The sequence below is a fragment of the Psychrobacter sp. AH5 genome, from assembly GCF_040371085.1.
In the GTDB taxonomy this organism is placed as follows: domain Bacteria; phylum Pseudomonadota; class Gammaproteobacteria; order Pseudomonadales; family Moraxellaceae; genus Psychrobacter.
In genome coordinates this window covers 2207430-2225221 of record NZ_JAMBMT010000001.1, presented here as the reverse complement: position 1 = coordinate 2225221, position 17792 = coordinate 2207430, and the positions used below count along the sequence as shown (strand labels likewise).

Annotated in this window: 13 protein-coding genes; 8 read left to right on the top strand and 5 right to left on the bottom strand. The window is 42.3% G+C overall.

The genetic code is table 11. The features are described from left to right. The first annotated feature begins 456 nt into the window (after positions 1 to 456). From lepA to M0N77_RS09400, 6 genes are all read left to right on the top strand, one after another. Positions 457 to 2256 carry a translation elongation factor 4 gene (gene lepA, locus M0N77_RS09425; RefSeq protein ID WP_353104935.1) on the top strand — a complete coding sequence of 600 codons (1800 nt, stop codon included), beginning with the start codon at positions 457 to 459 and terminating at the stop codon, positions 2254 to 2256. A 119-nt stretch (positions 2257 to 2375) separates the two neighbouring features. After that, entirely contained in the window at positions 2376 to 3278 is a 903-nt protein-coding gene (gene lepB / locus M0N77_RS09420) for a signal peptidase I (RefSeq protein WP_353104934.1), read from the top strand. Positions 3279 to 3403: 125 nt separating this feature from the next. Continuing rightward, the gene (locus M0N77_RS09415; protein WP_353104933.1) at positions 3404 to 3793 is read left to right on the top strand and encodes a DUF4845 domain-containing protein; all 390 of its coding nucleotides are present in this window, start codon (positions 3404 to 3406) and stop codon (positions 3791 to 3793) included. 70 nt (positions 3794 to 3863) lie between these two features. Next, a complete protein-coding gene (gene rnc, locus M0N77_RS09410) occupies positions 3864 to 4658 on the top strand; it encodes a ribonuclease III (RefSeq protein WP_353105620.1) in 795 nt (264 codons plus the stop codon). A gap of 57 nt (positions 4659 to 4715) precedes the next feature. Further along, positions 4716 to 5822 (top strand): GTPase Era, encoded by a 1107-nt coding sequence (gene era, locus M0N77_RS09405; protein ID WP_353104932.1) that lies wholly within the window; start codon positions 4716 to 4718, stop codon positions 5820 to 5822. A gap of 50 nt (positions 5823 to 5872) precedes the next feature. Beyond that, entirely contained in the window at positions 5873 to 6703 is an 831-nt protein-coding gene (locus tag M0N77_RS09400; protein WP_353104931.1) for a DNA repair protein RecO C-terminal domain-containing protein, read from the top strand. Between the two features lie 54 nt (positions 6704 to 6757). Here the strand turns inward: M0N77_RS09400 and M0N77_RS09395 are convergent, their stop codons facing one another. Next, positions 6758 to 7537 carry a prepilin-type N-terminal cleavage/methylation domain-containing protein gene (locus M0N77_RS09395; RefSeq protein WP_353104930.1) on the bottom strand — a complete coding sequence of 260 codons (780 nt, stop codon included), beginning with the start codon at positions 7535 to 7537 and terminating at the stop codon, positions 6758 to 6760. 578 nt (positions 7538 to 8115) lie between these two features. On the opposite strand from M0N77_RS09395, the gene M0N77_RS09390 reads away from it, so the two are divergent. Continuing rightward, positions 8116 to 9387, top strand: a complete 1272-nt coding sequence (locus tag M0N77_RS09390; protein ID WP_353104929.1) for an OmpA family protein — start codon at positions 8116 to 8118, stop codon at positions 9385 to 9387. A gap of 429 nt (positions 9388 to 9816) precedes the next feature. Beyond that, entirely contained in the window at positions 9817 to 11664 is a 1848-nt protein-coding gene (gene typA, locus M0N77_RS09385; RefSeq protein ID WP_353104928.1) for a translational GTPase TypA, read from the top strand. Positions 11665 to 11791: 127 nt separating this feature from the next. Here typA and M0N77_RS09380 read toward each other — a convergent pair whose 3' ends face one another. The 4 genes from M0N77_RS09380 to rlmD all read right to left on the bottom strand — a co-directional run bounded on the left by M0N77_RS09380 (position 11792) and on the right by rlmD (position 17786). Beyond that, a complete protein-coding gene (locus M0N77_RS09380; protein WP_353104927.1) occupies positions 11792 to 12232 on the bottom strand; it encodes a hypothetical protein in 441 nt (146 codons plus the stop codon). A gap of 111 nt (positions 12233 to 12343) precedes the next feature. Continuing rightward, positions 12344 to 13255, bottom strand: coding sequence for a bifunctional DNA-formamidopyrimidine glycosylase/DNA-(apurinic or apyrimidinic site) lyase (gene mutM / locus M0N77_RS09375; protein WP_353104926.1), 912 nt, complete (start codon positions 13253 to 13255; stop codon positions 12344 to 12346). 48 nt (positions 13256 to 13303) lie between these two features. Next, positions 13304 to 15844: a bifunctional (p)ppGpp synthetase/guanosine-3',5'-bis(diphosphate) 3'-pyrophosphohydrolase gene (locus M0N77_RS09370; protein WP_353104925.1), complete on the bottom strand. Its 2541-nt coding sequence runs from the start codon at positions 15842 to 15844 to the stop codon at positions 13304 to 13306. A 337-nt stretch (positions 15845 to 16181) separates the two neighbouring features. Further along, positions 16182 to 17786: a 23S rRNA (uracil(1939)-C(5))-methyltransferase RlmD gene (rlmD, locus tag M0N77_RS09365; RefSeq protein ID WP_353104924.1), complete on the bottom strand. Its 1605-nt coding sequence runs from the start codon at positions 17784 to 17786 to the stop codon at positions 16182 to 16184. Positions 17787 to 17792: the final 6 nt, after the last annotated feature.

Below are 17792 nucleotides of genomic sequence, written 5' to 3'. Positions count from 1 at the left end.
GCGGTTCGACTTATTTGAATAGCTTTAAAAAAGCCAATCCTTTGCGATTGGTTTTTTTTTGCCTGTTCATTTTCTCTGCCAGCTCTTTAATCGAACACTATTTTTGTGGCGATTGAGGCGCTATTAATGCTGTTCAAGATGAGTAATTGAGTCAGAGGATAGGATTAGCACTAATAAATCAATCGCTTGCCAACGAAATCGCCTTACTTTATAGCCAAAAACTGCTAGAATACGCAGACATGCTGATCTCTAGTATGGAGCCTATAGCGCGACTTATATCATCACTTATTATGGTATAAGTGACTGTACTATAAATGGTTATACCATAAATGACTATCGCTCCGTTGCTAGCTGTGTCTTTTAAACCGTGTCTTTTTAGATAAAGTATAAAGACAGGCATGACTAATCATTGTTTTAATTACCATACTCTATCACCTCTTATTTAGTAGGCGCTTTGTGACTGCATTAGCCAATATTCGTAATTTTTCTATTATTGCCCATATCGATCATGGTAAGTCGACCCTTGCCGATCGTTTTATCCAGATGTGCGGCGCGCTGCAAGATCGTGAGATGCAGGCGCAAGTGCTTGATTCCATGGATATCGAGCGTGAGCGCGGTATCACTATCAAGGCGCAATCGGTTACCTTGTTTTATGATCATCCAAATGGTGAGCGTTATCAGCTTAACTTTATCGATACTCCCGGCCACGTCGATTTCTCTTATGAGGTTTCGCGCTCATTAGCCGCTTGTGAAGGGGCGCTGCTGGTCGTTGATGCCGCGCAAGGCGTTGAAGCGCAGTCCGTAGCCAACTGTTATACCGCTGTTGATTTGGGCTTAGAAGTGATGGCTGTGCTCAATAAAATCGACTTGCCACAAGTTGAGCCTGAGCGCGTGATTCAAGAGATTGAAGATATCATCGGTATCGATGCCGTTGATGCGCCGCGCGTGTCTGCTAAGTCAGGCTTGGGAGTAGATAAATTATTAGAAGCGCTAGTGGAGTTTATTCCGCCGCCTACTGGTGATCGTGAAGCGCCACTACAGGCGTTGATTATTGACTCATGGTTTGATAGCTATTTGGGCGTAGTGTCATTAGTGCGCGTGCGTGAAGGGACGGTAAAAAAAGGTGATAAGATTTATATCAAATCCACTCAAGAGTCGCATCCGGTCAGCTCAATTGGGGTATTTACGCCCAAACCTTTAGACACGGGTATCTTGGAGGCGGGTGAAGTTGGCTTTATCATCGCTGGTATCAAAGACATTGCCGGTGCTCCAGTAGGCGATACCATTACGCTGGCCAAAACGCCAGATGTTGACCGTATTCCAGGTTTTAAGCAAATCACCCCACAGGTCTATTCAGGTATGTTCCCTGTTGATGCCAATGATTTTGAGAAGTTTCGTGAGGCTTTGCAAAAACTACAAATCAATGATGCCTCGCTATTTTTTGAGCCGGATACGTCTGACGCGCTAGGTTTTGGTTTTCGCTGTGGCTTTTTGGGCATGCTACACATGGAGATTATCCAAGAGCGTTTAGAGCGCGAATATGACTTGGATCTAATCACTACTGCGCCCTCGGTTATCTATGAGATTGAAAAGAAAAACGGCGATATTATTTATGTCGATAACCCCTCGCGCTTACCTGAGCCTAATAATATTGAAGAATTCCGTGAGCCGATTGCCCGCTGTCAGATTTTAGTGCCGCAAGAGTATCTAGGTAATGTCATGACGCTATGTATTGAGCGCCGCGGCGTACAGGTCGATATGCGTTTTATGGGTCGTCAAGTACAGCTGATCTTTGATATTCCGATGGGCGAGGTGGTGATGGACTTTTTTGATCGCCTAAAGTCAGTGTCTCGCGGTTTTGCCTCATTGGACTATAATTTTGAGCGTTATCAAGTCGATAAATTAGTCAAAGTCGATGTCCTTATCAATGGCGATAAAGTGGATGCCCTAGCGATGATTGTCCATCAGGATCAAGCACGTTTTCGTGGTAATCAGCTAGTGACAAAGATGAAAGAGCTAATCCCGCGCCAGATGTTCGATGTCGCTATTCAAGCGGCTATTGGTAGTCAGATTATTGGTCGTAGTACCGTCAAAGCCATGCGTAAAGACGTACTAGCGAAATGTTATGGCGGTGATGTCTCACGTAAGAAAAAACTACTCTCCAAGCAAAAGGCGGGTAAAAAACGCATGAAGCAAGTCGGTAACGTGGAGATTCCACAAGAGGCCTTCTTAGCTGTTTTACAGGTGGATAGTTAATAAGCTTACAAACCTAAAATTAAGTTATTAACATTTATACCGCTATTAGATAACGAAGGTTGTTTTCTAGCGGTATAAAAATTTAGTCATTTTTATTTTGATAGTTGAAGGGCACGTTGATGGATTTTGATTTTAATTTAATTTTAGTGCCGTTGACCCTAGGTTTAGGATTTATTTGGCTATTAGATAAACTGACTCTCAAGCAGCGTAAAACGCGGGGCCGCGGTCAAGAGAGTTTACTTGTACGCTGGGCTTATGATTTTTTCCCCGTATTGGCGGTGGTGTTGGTAGTGCGCTCATTTTTGATAGAGCCTTTTAATATTCCATCCTCTTCGATGGTGCCGACGCTATATACTGGCGATTTTATTGCCGTTAATAAATATGCTTATGGCGTCCGCTTGCCCTTAACTTATAATAAAGTCATCGATACTGGCCATCCTGAACATGGCGATGTAGCAGTGTTTCGCTATCCTGAGAATCCTAGTGTTCATTACATTAAGCGCGTTATTGGCTTGCCAGGTGATACCGTCAGCTATGATAATGGCACGCTTGCTATAAATGGGGTAGCTATCCAGACTGAGGCGGTCGACTATGCAGCCAATCCTGAATTGACTTCACAGCTCTACTCAGCCGGTCAAGTGGCTCCGGGTCAGAGTCTATCTGAAACTGAAGCGATACAAATGGGCCAGTTAGAAGAAAACCAAGCTCAGTATTTTAAAGAAACGCAAGGCGATCATGAGCATTTAGTACGCTATTTGGCAGGTATGAATAGTTCACAATACGCGCCATTCTTGCAGCAACAAGCTCCAGAGGTAGTAAGCTCAGAGGGCAATCAGTGGCGTATTACCGTCCCTGACGATAACTACTTTGTGATGGGCGACAATCGTGATCGTAGCTTAGATGGCCGCTTTTGGGGTTTTGTTCCTGATGAGAACTTAGCAGGTAAAGCGGTCTATATTTGGATGCATAAACCGCCTGGCCTTAGTATGCCAACTTTTGCGCGTAATGGCTCGATTGATTAACGTTAGCAGTTGTAGTGTTAAACTATTGTGCTAATATCGATAGTAGCCGTACCCTAATTATCTCTTAAAGCATTGGCCAACTTATCTATTAATTAATGATAACAGCTGTCTTAGGAAGCTTCAGGATGAATCAAAGCAGTTTATCTTCACAGCGCGGTGCTAGTGTCACTAGTATCATTTTGATATTGATTATCATAGTCGTGGCCGGTAAGTTGGCTATTGCCATTGTGCCTGCGCAAGTAGGGGATTATCAGTTGACTAAGTTACTAGCGGATCAATTAAAAGAGGCTAATACTAATAACGAGACTACTGGTCAGTTCCTTGAACGTGTCAATCGGCAACTGAGCATCAATGCTTACTATAATACAAACGCCGAAGATATTTTTACTTTTACTAATAAAAAACCTGGCCAACTGGCTATTTATAAGAACTACCAAGAAACTAATAACTTATTTGCAAATGTTGATATTGTTAATCGCTTCGAAGGCGATATTGATCCCGCTTCAGCAGAGTAACTAACAAACCTTCAAAGATTAGCTACGAGCTGCTAACTCAATGACCTTAAAGGATAGCCAAAAGCCACGCATGAAATCGAATCCGCAGCATAAACAGTCACCTGCTAGTAATAAACAAAGTACTTCTACGGAGTCTTTAATAATAAGCTCAAGCTTTACTCAGCATTTAGAAGTACTGACACGCAAGTTAGGTTATGTGTTTAAGGACTTAAGCTTACCCAAGCTGGCTTTGACTCACCGCTCTTTTGATAGCAAGACAAATTATGAGCGTTTAGAGTTTTTAGGCGACGCTTTACTAGGTATGATTGTCGGCGAAGCTCTATACCATCGTTATCCTACGCAAAATGAGGGCCGTTTGACACGTATGCGCGCGACCTTAGTACGTCAAGAGTCGCTAGTCACCATAGCACAAAACCTTGAGCTATCTAATCATCTAATTTTGGGCGTGGGTGAGCGTAAAGGTGGAGGCCGTAACCGAGCTTCTATTTTGGCGGATGCCGTAGAATCACTGATAGGAGCGATATATCTTGATAGCCAAGATATCAATATCACTCGCCGCTGTGTGCTGTCATGGTATGGTGAATTGATCGAAAATGTTAATGAACAAAAAGTACTCAAAGATGCCAAAAGTCGTTTACAAGAATGGCTACAATCTAAGCAATTTGATCTACCCATTTATGAGTTAATGGAAACTCAAGGCAATGCTCCGCACCAGATATTTGTGGTTCGTTGTCAGGTAAATATCGATCATTGTGCCGATGTTGTTGAATCCGGCGAAAGTCGCCGTATTGCTGAACAAAAAGCGGCTGAGCTGATGATTAACCAGCTACATAAACTACCAGCAGCCATAAAAAAAGCTCCCTAACAGCAGTGCTACTCCTATAAAAACTCTCATTTTAACTACAAAGATAAAGCCAATCATATGACCGAAAATACTGAAAACCAGCAGAATCAAGAAGAGCAGCTAACTGATAGCCATAGAACAATAGGCGCTTCATTAACGACTGTACAAGCAGCAGACGATAGTGAAGCTGATGCAGTCAATGACAATGCTGATAATGACGAAGCTATCGATAGCTTTTTTTCTACTAGTAATAGCTACGAGAGAGTTAGCGATTTTAAAGCAGGTTATGTCGCTATTGTTGGGCGTCCAAACGTCGGTAAGTCAACACTGATGAACCATCTTTTAGGTCAAAAACTCTCCATTACTTCACGTAAACCGCAAACCACCCGCCATCGTATTCATGGTATTTTGAGCACTAATGAGATGCAGGCCGTGTTTGTTGACACTCCTGGTATTCATCACAATGAAGTGCGCGCTATTAATGAGCGGATGAATAAAGCGGCATTATCCGCTCTAGTAGACGTTGATTTAGTATTGTTTGTGGTGGATTCCGATCAGTGGCGTGACGATGATCTCTTGACTTTGCAAAAGCTTGGAGAGACCGATCTAACGGTAGTGCTTATTATCAATAAAGCCGATACTCTTAAAGACAAAGGCGTTCTCTTACCTTTGATTGAAACTTTTAACGATAGTTTTGATTTTGCTGATATTGTGCCAGTTTCTGCCTTAAAAAATCAAAACTTGGATCGCTTGCAAGCAGTGATTGCCTCACATCTGCCAGTAGCTGATCCTATCTATGATACCGAGCAAATAACTGATCGCTCAGAGCGCTTTTTGGCTAGTGAAATCATCCGCGAAAAAATAATGCGTAGCGCTGGTGATGAGGTTCCTTACGATTTAACCGTCCAAATTGATGAATTCAAAGATGAAGCGGCGCATAAAGATCCTAAAACAGGTCGCCCACGCAAGGCTATGACCTTTATTGATGCGACTATCTTTGTTGAACGTAGCGGTCAAAAAGCTATCGTCATTGGTGAGAAAGGTCAACGTATCAAGCAAGTTGGGATGGATGCTCGTAAGGATATGGAGCTGCTTTTTGGTAAAAAAGTTATGTTAACGCTTTGGGTTAAGGTCAAAAAAGGCTGGTCTGATGACGAGCGCGCCTTGAGCAGTCTAGGTTACTAATAGCACTGGCCCTGTTAATTGTAGAGTGATAAACGCTGAGGTAATAATAGATGCGTAATGAGCCATTAGTAGGTTATTTATTACATCAGCGCTCTTATCAAGAAAAGCGCGCTATCTATTATCTGTTCTCTGAGCAGCACGGCGTCGTTCATGGTATCGGCAAAAAAGGCGCGCCACTATTTGAACCTCTACAGCTTTTTGCTACCGGTAAGCGTGATCTAAAAACTTTTACCCAAATGACTATCATTCCGTTCGAGCGCCCTATAAGAGACAACCAAGCGCTTGAGCAAACAGACAAGACAGATAAACAAGTTACTAACGCCTCCTCTGATTATTTAGCTAATCAAACTAATCATCTTCCAGAATCTAGTACTACTCAGCGCTACGGCCAAATTCGTGGTCAACAGCAGTATGCCGCTTTATATCTTAATGAGATATTATGGAAGCTATTACCTACCGAAGACCCTATGCCAGTATTATGGCAATACTATCAAAATAGCCTAAATCTACTCAAGCAATCGCTGAGCGCAGAAGAGCTACGCTTGTGCTTACGCCAGTTTGAGCAGCAGTTATTTAAAGAGCTAGGGTTTGCTTTGAGCTTGACAGAAGATAGTAGCTTAGAGGCGATTGATGCTGAAAGCACTTATCGATTTTTAGCAGATACTGGTTTTATGCCAGTGATAGCAGAAGCTCCTACAGAATCAGCTCCTACATCGAGCCTATTTAGGGGTGAAGAGATACTAGCAATGGCTAAGCTTGGTATTACCGCCGCTACTATTAACTCATGGTCGCGTCTAAATCGTCAGCTTATCGATCAATTACTCGATTATCAGCCGCTACAGAGTCGCTTATTATGGCAGCAGCAACAACGTTACCAATAAAACCGTTACACAAAACAATAAGCATCATTTAAGACTAGTCATCCTTAGATAAAACTAGCAGCCCGTAGGATGCGCTTGACTAGGTTTGTATTTGACGATACCCACTTGATTAAAAGAGATTTGATACATACTTTGATTGTAGCTAGAAGTGGGACAATATTTTATATGACCAAAAAACCCACGAGGCTTACCGCTATCTCCCCAAAACTTTATATAGTGCCGATTGCCAGCGCGAAGCTGTAGCCGCGAGTACCTAGGAGCGAGTCGCTGTTTATCCAATAACTCATCGACATTTTCATCAAAGTTTTTATTATCGTTAATATCAAAAAACAACAGTATCGCTTTATCATTATTTTTATTACAACGACCTTGCAAGTCTGCCAAACAAACAATTAGATTTTGGCGTCTAATATAGCTCTCGGCTTTTGCAGTAGCTATCGCTGTGGTTAGAGCATATCTAATACGCTTAGCCTCCATTCTAGTCAGCTGTTTTATAATGGGCGGCGTAGCAATGACAGCGATGATAGCTAGTACGCAAACAGTGACTATTAGCTCAGGTAAAGTGAATCCGCGACTGGTTTTACTAAGCGAGTTATTGGACTTTTTATTAATACTAAAAGCTTTAAGCATTAATGCTAAAAACAGCGGAGAATAAGTCAGCCAACGTTTTTTGAGCGCTTGTAAGTAACGCAGAATGTTGCCAAATCTATAAACTCTTAAGGATATAGCTTTATAAAACCTTATTAGCTGATTAAAAATGACATTGCCAGTAAGATGGCTTATAAGATCTTTATTAACAAAGCTACTTGTTGAAATTCTGTTGAATATTGACATGAGCTAAAACCACCTATAGTTTAATTGACAATTAAATGCATATGGTTGGTTATATAAAGCAAACAAGCGATAGTAAGCGTGAGATAGTGAGATTCAATCAGTTTAAGACAGTGGTTTAGCTTAATAGCTAACTAGCTGTGGTAGTAGAAAAATGTCTACTAATATATATAAACAGAATTTATCCCAACTGTCAAAGAGTGATTTAATTAGTGAATACAGAGTTTTATCGATAGAGAAATCACAAAGGTTGTACTAAAATATAAAGATACAACAAACAAAGAAATTGATATTCTTTGGGTAGGTTTAGTAACTATAAGCCTGTATTTAAAAACAAAAAGACCAATATTGTGGCAGTTAGTATCTGTGAAGGGGTTGCAATTTGTTTTAGTTATCCTATTATCATGTAATAATGTGTAGCTGCTTGACAAAAAAAGTTGTAAACTTAATTAATAATCGATAAGCTACTCCCTAATTACTTTTGTTGTATAATCACAAGTTCGTGATAAATATGTTTTTAACGTATCTTAGGAAGCAGTGTTACTTAATGTATCACTTAAATTACCTTTTGGAGGAAGTCCATGAAACTGAATAAAATAGCTTTGGCTCTGTTTGCTGTAACAGCAGCCCCACTAGCCGCTAACGCTGGTGTTACTATCAGCCCGTTACTACTAGGTTATCATTACAGCGAAGGCGCTGATGGAGATCAGGCCGAAGTCTTCAACGTTGGCAAGAATATAACTCCTGGTACTGGTGACTTAGCTGCTACCAATGGTGTTTACAAAGAAGACGGCTTATATACTGGTGCAGCTTTAGGTATTGAACTAACTCCTTCTACTCAGTTTCAAGTAGAGTATGGTGTTTCTAATACTGATGGTGTGAACGATAACTCTAATGCTACTTTTGATGTTGAACAAGAGATGATCTCTGGTAACTTCTTAATTGGTTTTGAAGAGTTCACAGGCTATACTGAAAATGCCTTCAAACCATATATGTTAATCGGTGCTGGTCAATCCAAGATTAAAGTAGAAAACCAAGCTGCATACACTACTGACCCTGGTCAAACTATTCAAAACGGTCAGAGCGGTTTAATCCCTGCAGGAACCAAAGTAGCTAATTCTAAAGATACTATAGGTAATCTAGGTCTAGGTGCTATGTACCGTATCAATGACGCACTAAGTCTACGTGGTGAAGCTCGTGCTATCCATAACTTCGATAACAACTGGTGGGAAGGCATGGCCTTAGCTGGTTTAGAAGTCGTACTAGGTGGTCACTTGAAGCCTACCGTAGCAGTACCACCAGTAGTAGAGCCTGATGTATATGTGCCACCAGTAGTCGTAATCGAAGAAGATGTTGACTCTGACGGTGATGGCGTTGTCGATAGACTTGATGCTTGCCCAGGTACCCCAATGAACGTGGTAGTTGACGAGCGCGGTTGCCCAGTAGACGTTGATGTTATCGATGAGCTAAAAATGGAGCTACGTGTGTTCTTTGATAACGACAAATCTGTTATTAAATCACAGTACCAGCCTGAAATTGCTAAAGTAGCTGAGAAGATGCGCGAGTATCCTAACTCAACAGCTCGCATCGAAGGTCATGCTTCAAAAACTGGCCCATCTGCACGTTATAACCAACGTTTATCAGAAGCTCGTGCTGTGGCGGTTAAATCTATGTTGACTAACGAATTTGGCGTTGCTCCAAACCGTCTATCAACAGTAGGTTATGGTTATGACCAACCTATCGCTCCAAACGACACTGAAGAAGGTCGTGCTATGAACCGTCGCGTTTATGCCATCATCACTGGTGACAAAACGATGACTGTTGAACAAACTAAAGATATGGTTATCCAGTAAGTCGTAGCTTATTGTTTAACGATTGAGTTATAGTACAAAAGAGCCGCCCTAATGGGTGGCTTTTTTTATAGCTTAAAAAAAGCAATGATATAAATAACTTATTGCAAAAAAGTGTTTGTAATAATGTTATACTAGCCGCCCAAACATTTTGCAAATTGACAAACCTTACTTTATCGTCGAAATTTAGCCGATAAAGTGGTCATTGCTAGTCTTTTACGTAGTACGACTTACGTTAATAAATGCTCCATTGCCCTGAATATATTATTCAAAGCTCTAAGGTAGTAATTATCACGTTCATGCCTCTTATTTAGTTGTTATTTATCTGATAACTATCTGATAACTTCGTAAACCTTTTGCTAAATTGGGAATAAATTTATCCAGCAGTACAGACGGCTACTGCATCTCATTAAGACAAAACGAGCATTTTATATGGCGAACGATATTAAACATTTACGTAATATTGCAATCATTGCCCACGTTGACCACGGCAAAACTACCTTAGTTGATAAATTATTACATCAATCAGGTACTTTTGGTGATCGTGCTAATATTGCTGAACGCGCAATGGACTCAGGTGATATTGAGCAAGAACGTGGTATCACTATTTTGGCTAAAAATACCGCTATCAGATGGACAGACAAATCAGATGATACCGAATACCGTATTAATATTGTCGATACCCCAGGTCACGCCGATTTTGGTGGTGAAGTTGAGCGGGTTATGTCAATGGTTGACTGCGTGTTATTGGTCGTTGATGCGGTTGATGGTCCGATGCCGCAAACTCGTTTTGTAACACAAAAAGCATTCGAGCAAGGTTTGAAGCCTATCGTAGTTATCAATAAAATCGATCGTCCTGGCGCTCGTCCTGATTGGGTTATGGATCAGATCTTTGATCTATTTGACAATCTTGGTGCAACCGATGAGCAGTTAGATTTTCCTATTGTTTATGCCTCAGCGCTAAATGGTATTGCCGGTCTTGAAGCGGATAACTTAGCTGAGGATATGACTCCGCTATTTAAAACCATCGTTGATGTAGTACAGCCCCCACAAGTCGATGCCGATGCGCCTTTTCGTATGCAAATCTCAAGCCTTGACTATAATAGCTTCGTAGGGGTTATTGGTATCGGCCGTATTCAGCGCGGTAAAGTTAAAACCAATACGCAAGTGACTGTTATCGATAAAAATGGCAACACTCGTAACGGCCGTATTTTGAAGATTATGGGCTATCATGGTCTTGATCGTATTGAAGTAGAAGACGCGCAAGCCGGTGATATTATCTGTATTACTGGTATTGATGCGTTAAATATCTCTGATACGATTTGTGATCCTAGCCATGTCGAAGCTTTACCGCCATTAACGGTTGATGAGCCTACTGTTTCGATGAACTTTCAGGTGAATAACTCACCATTTGCTGGCCGCGAAGGTAAGTTTGTCACCTCGCGTAATATTCGTGAGCGTCTAGAGCGTGAGCTGATTCATAACGTGGCACTGCGCGTTGAAGATACTGAGTCTCCTGACAAGTTCAAAGTATCAGGTCGCGGCGAGCTGCATCTGTCAGTACTGATTGAAAATATGCGCCGTGAAGGTTTTGAGCTTGGAGTCTCAGGCCCAGAGGTTATCGTCAAAGAAGTCGATGGTAAACTACAAGAGCCGTATGAAAATGTGGTTTTTGATATCGAAGAAGAGCATCAAGGCGCTATCATGGAACAAGTTGGCTTACGTAAAGGTGAGATGACTAACATGGAGCTCGATGGTAAAGGTCGTATGCGTATCGAAGCGACTGTACCAGCTCGTGGTCTGATTGGTTTCCGCTCTGAGTTCTTAACTCTGACCTCAGGTACGGGTATCATGACCTCAAGCTTCTCACATTATGGTCCACAAAAGATTGGTGATGTCGGTGGCCGCTCTAACGGTGTGTTAGTTTCTATGGCAAAAGGTGTTTGCTTAGGTTTTGCCTTATTTAACCTACAAAAACGCGGTAAGCTATTTGCTGAGCCACAGCTAGAAGTTTATGAAGGTATGATCGTTGGTCTAAACTCTCGTAATGATGACATGGCGGTGAACCCAACGACGGCTAAGCAGCTAACTAACGTTCGTGCTAGTGGTACGGATGAAGCGTTGACTTTGACGCCGGCTATTAAGTTTACCCTTGAGCAAGCGCTTGAGTTCATTCAAGATGATGAGTTAGTGGAAGTAACGCCAAAAGCTATTCGTCTGCGTAAGCGTTATTTGACTGAAAGTGAGCGTAAGCGTCATGGTCGTAAGAAAGGCGCTTAATTGTTAATTTGATTGAATAATTATTGCCATAAAAAAGGCTAACGCTAGGTTAGCCTTTTTGCTGTCTGAAATTGAATAATAAATAGTTATAAGCCCGTTAATAATGAAACTATTATAATCTGCTGTTTTATGGCGTTACTATCACATAATCATCAGTATTGATCAAAATCTCTGAGGGCTGATCTACTACGATGCGGATAGTATTATCACTAACCGCTTGCGACTTATAATAGTTGTCTTCAGCAACCGTACACCCTAAACAGCGACTCATAGCATCCCAAGGCTCGACAAAAAGTTTTTGTTGCGACTGATCAGCATTGCCGCCAATTAGTGCAAAGGGTAAGCTAACGAGATACGCTGCTGTACCCGTGACAGCTGCTACTAACTGCAACGGCTTACCTACTACCGTATCGACAACCATGGTCTCATAAGAAGGACCAAAGTCTGTCTCATCAATCTCTATCGCAGCTGTTGCAGGACTAATAGTTATCATCGCAATACTGATACTGACGATTGCTGTTAGCAGTTTGGACTTAATAACGCGCTCGAAACGGGCTTTGACAGTCATGACGACATCCTAAAACGGGTAGGGAGATATGATAAATATAATTACTATTAAACCAAGATGTTGAGCGATAAGCAATATAAATTAACAAGCTAAAACCATGAGCTAAAACATTTATAGAGGTTGGCAATTAGGACAAAAAACACTAGCCCGTCCGTTTAGCTTGATATTATCTAAAGGGGTAGCACAAGAAGGGCAGTCCTCGCCTTGTCTGCCATAGACATTGAGCGTTTGCTGGAAGTAACCAGTCTGTCCGCTAGCGACGGTAAAGTCGCGCAAGGTCGAGCCGCCAAGAGTAATAGATCTCTCTAAAGTGGCTTTTATATGCTCTACTAACGTCGCTATCTGCTGATAAGATAAGCTATTGGCAGGAGTAGCAGGATGAATAGCGGATAAATACAAGCTCTCAGCAGCGTAGATATTACCGACGCCAACTACTACTTGCTGCTCCATAATCACGGATTTGATAGGGCGAGCGATAGGCTTCTTGTTGACGTTTGCATTATTATCATGACTAAGGCGCTGAATAAAATGATATAAGTAATCAGCATCAAACTCGGTGGATAAAGGCTCTAGTCCTAAATGATCTAATAGCTTACTTTTGTAATCATCGTACCAAAGTACTGCGCCAAAGCGTCTTGGATCATGATAATGCAGTTGAGTATAGTCGCCGCCATCACGACTAAATGTCAGTATTAAATGATCATGCTTGCGTTTGTCTGTACCATATGGATGCTGCTGTAAGCTCCCTGACATGCCTAAATGTATAATGAGCTGTCGTAATTTGGGGTTATTACTAGCGCCGTCTTTCGTAGGAGCAGATACCTTTGATGTAGGTAAAAAGCTTAAAATTAAATACTTAGCTCGGCGCTCAACCTTTTTAAGAGAGTAGCCTACTAAAGAGCTTAAGTCATCAGGCATCAGCCAACGTAGTTTGGGCTGAAACACCTCTACAGCGGTTATCGTCTGATTAAGTAAAGGCGCAAGGCTGGATTTGGTGGTTTCGACTTCAGGTAATTCAGGCATAGTAGTTTACAAAGTGACCTTTAATAGTGATTATGAATAGGCAATAAATTAAGGCGCAGCCGCTCGGCGCGCATGTAGTATTCCTGGCTGCTGCTCAAGTTTAGCCAATAGTTTTGATAAATGAGCCAGTCCAGCGACTTCGACATGGAACTTTAATAAAGCAATATTGTCATCATTACTTAGCGTGTCGACTTGACGAATATTGACGTTTTCTTTATCGATAACTTGTGTCAAATCTCTTAATAAACCGCGCCGATCATAGGCTTCAATATGAATATCTACGGGCTGATAACGTCCAGCTTTTGATTTCCAAGAGGCACTGATAGCACGCTCAGGCTCACGCTCTATTAGCCGCTGATATTCAGGACAGCCGCGATTATGAATACTGACGCCGCGTGACAAAGTAATATATCCTGAAACAGGTTCACCTTGGATAGGGTGACAGCAGCCGGCAAGATTGATCTCAATATTATCCAAACCTTCTATATAAATCTTATAGGCATCAGCTTTGCCAGTTGATTTGGGATCAATGCTAGGAATAAACTCTTCTTTTTCGCGCTCAGGCTCTAAACGTAGCTGTCTAGAGATATGGCCGGTTAGCTGATTGAGACCAATCTCACCAGTAACCAAACCGACAATAATATCATCTGCGGTATTGACATGGAAAAACTGAAGATAGTCATTTAGATCGATGCTATTAGGATGTACCGATAAGCGCTCAAGCTCACGACTCAGCATGTGTCTTCCGATCTCAATATTCTTATCACGATCTTGTTTATTGAACCACTGGCGTAGCTTGGAGCGCGCGCGGCTAGTATGAATATAGCCTAGCGAGGCCACTAGCCAGTCGCGATTCGGCTCGCGCGAGGACTTGGTAATAATCTCTACCTGCTCGCCGGTTTTGAGCTGATAGGTGAGTGGGACATAGCGCTGATTGACCCGAGCCGCTTGGGCGCGATTACCGACTTGGGTATGTACATAATAAGCAAAATCAAGCACCGTTGCACCTTTTGGCAGCTCTATAATATCGCCGTCACGACTAAAGATGTAGATACGCTCCAGCTCATCAAAGTCGATAGCTTGTTCGTCTTCCTCAAATTCATTATTGTCACTACCATCGTAATCTGCATCATCATGAGCTTGATTGCGCGCCTCATTATTGATCGATAACAAATGACGTAATGAGCTTATTCTTTGAGTAAGATAATTATCTTTTTTATTTTTTAAACCCTCTTTATAGTTGACGTGCGCGCACATACCAAGCTCCGCTTCAAAGTGCATCTCGTGAGTACGAATCTGCACTTCAAGCGATTTATTCTCAGCAATAACAGCGGTATGTAAAGAGCGATAGCCGTTTGGCTTAGGGTTGGTAATATAGTCATCAAACTGCTCAGGGATATAACGCCATAAGCCGTGAACCAGTCCCAATACGTGGTAGCAATCAGCAGGGTCGTGGACCAATACGCGTAGCGCACGGATATCATAAAGTTGGTCAAAAGATAAACCTTTGAGCTTCATTTTGCGATAAATAGAATAGATATGTTTGACCCGGCCTGAGACCTCGCCTACGATATCAGCATCGATCAAAGCTTGGGTAAGCTGGTTTTCTACGCGCTGAATATAATCCTCACGCTCGCTACGCTTCTCAGCTAATAGCTTGGCAATCTCCTTATAACGCTCAGGCGCAAGATAACGAAAAGCTAAGTCTTCAAGCTCCCATTTAAGCTGAGCAATACCTAAGCGGTGGGCGAGCGGGGCATAAATAGTCATGACTTCGCGGGCAACGCGTTGCTGACGATCGGTATTAGAAAAAGATAGCTCGCGCATAGCAAAAGTACGCTCAGCAAGCTTGATCAGTACTACCCGTACATCGTTAGTCACTGAGATGAGCATGCTGTAGATATTTGATAGCTGGTCTTGCTGCTTATTTATAAAGTGATCTTCTAGGCGCTTATTGCTCTCAATAATGGCAGATAGCTTACCCATAGCCAAAGCGTCTTTGACTAATATGCGAATATCAGCGCCAAAGTTTTGTTCGATCTCCTCCATAGAGATTAGGGATTTACGCGCGCTACGATAGAGCATGGCCGCTACTAGCGCGTCTTCATCTTGATAAAGATAAGTTAGAATGTCGCTCATACCAATGCCAGTGACATAAGCACCTGAGCGCTCAGATTCGCTAGTATTCATCCGGCTACGAATAAACTCACAGGCCGCTGCTAGGTTTGGCACTGAGTCTTGGCCTATACGATCCGCGACATTATTAAGCCAAGTGGGCACATCAATATTGGCTTGATCTAAGTCAATCGTATCGCTTAGCGTTTCGGAGTCGCCAAATAAAGAGTCATCGAGCGCTTTATTAGCCAGTTTTGGGTCATGATTATGATAGGCTAGAGCTTCTGAGCGATCAAAAGTAGTGTGCAACTTATGGGTAGCTAACTGCTGCTTGATATCGAAAGGAATTTGCGCGTAACTATTGGCAGATTGATGAGAGCGCTGACTAGCAACCAATTGTGCTGCCAAGGTCGCGCTGTCCTCTTTAGTGGTTTGACCATCTACTAATGGTAATCCTTCTCGAATCTTGACCATAGCTGGCTCCTTTTAGCTATTACAGAGATTATGCAACGGCTAATTTATCTAACTTGAGACAACGAGCCGTGAATTTGAAACCTAAATTAAGACAGCTGCTAATGGTGCTAGCAGCTGTTTTTGAGCAAAGTCTATAGCACTCTTTTTTAATGAGCTAGTAGTCTCAAAGCCATCATTGAGCTTTGATAACTAACTAATAATGGTTGATAGACTTATAACTGCTCCTATAATTATTATCGCAACTTGCGACTATAACTCAAGATAAGCTCTGTAATAATAATGCCTAAACAACGAGGATAAAAATGACTAAATACTAGTAATTATTAAAAAACCACTTTTAACAAGCAACTTTCTCAAACCTAGCGATAGATTCAACGTGACCGGTGTGACAGAACATATCCATCACCCCAGCATGGGTTAAGCGATAACCTTGCTCAAGCAGTGCTTTGGTGTCACGAGCTAGCGTTGCTGGGTTACAAGAGACATAGACAATCCGCTTAGCATTGAATTTGGGCAGATATTGCATAATTTCCCAAGCTCCAGAGCGCGGTGGATCGATGAGCAGAGCGTCAAAACCTTGGTTGGCCCAAGGCTGATCGGTACAATCTTGCGTCAAGTCTTGACTATAGAATTCGGTATTATCAAGGCCATTGCGCTTGGCATTAGTAGCGGCGCGCAAAGTCATCTCTTCACTACCTTCAACGCCAATCACTTTGCCAGATTCGCCCACCAATCGAGCTAACGGTAAGCTGAAATTACCTAAACCACTAAATAAATCTAATACTCGCTCGCCTGCTTTGAGATCCAAAAGCTCACAAGCCAGCTTAGTCATTTGTCTATTTACCGAGAGATTGACTTGAGTAAAGTCGGTTGGAATAAATTCAAAAGTTAAGTCGTACTCAGGCAATTGATAATACAAGCGGCCAAACTGCTCGCTCATATCATCGTCGCTAGTTAGAGCGATGCGCTCAATACTATCAGCGCCTTTTGATTGTAGATAAAGCTGCCAACTGCGCGCTGCAAAAAAAGCTTTGAGAGTGTCGACATCACTATCTGATAAAGGAGCCAAATGACGTACAATTAGCGCAACTGGCTGTTTGCCATCAGGTAGCTCAGCAATATACTCACCCATCGCTAGCTCAAGCTGAGCGATTTTATCTCGGCTCTCAAGCGTACTAGTTAGCGCTTTTAGGTTCTCAATCTCAAAACCAATACGCGGATCCAAAATATGACACTCATTAAGCTCGGCTAAAAAGTTGCTTGAGCGCTCACGAAAACCTACCAATGCCGTTTCTTTTTTGGCAACATAACGTACGCCAAGACGCGCTTTGGTACGATAACCTAAGCGATCGCCAACCACAGGGTCAAGCCAATGATCAGGCTGTACATCAGCTTGATGAACGAGCATTTCAGCCAATACCGATTGCTTAAAATGAATCTGTGCGTCAGGCTGCCAGTGTTGTAAGTTACAGCCGCCGCAAACGCCAAAATGCGGGCAAGGCGGTACCGCACGTTCTGGATTTGGATTGGCAGTAATCTCTATGGCGTCGCCCTCCTCAAAGCTGGCGCGACTATTAGTCAGCTTCACTAAAGCGCTTTCACCGGGTAGCGCAAAGCTTACGAATACTTTTTTGCCATGTTTGTCCTCAGCATGACCCGCTTTGGCATCAAACCCATTGCCGTAGATTGCAACGCCGCGGCCATCATGCGATAAGCGATCAATAGTGAAGGGTAGAGGCTCTGCATCCTTTAGACGACGACGCGTTTTTGAGGAAGGTTTGGATTTTTTTTTGTTAGGCGGAGTAATAATACCTTGGTTGTCTTGAGCTTGATGCAAGTGGGCCTGATCCTTAACGTCAGTACTTTTAGCGGTGTTTTGAACGTCATTTTGAGCGTCATTTTGATCATTGTTTTCAGCGTTTTGGTGTGGGGTGGGTTGCATAAACCT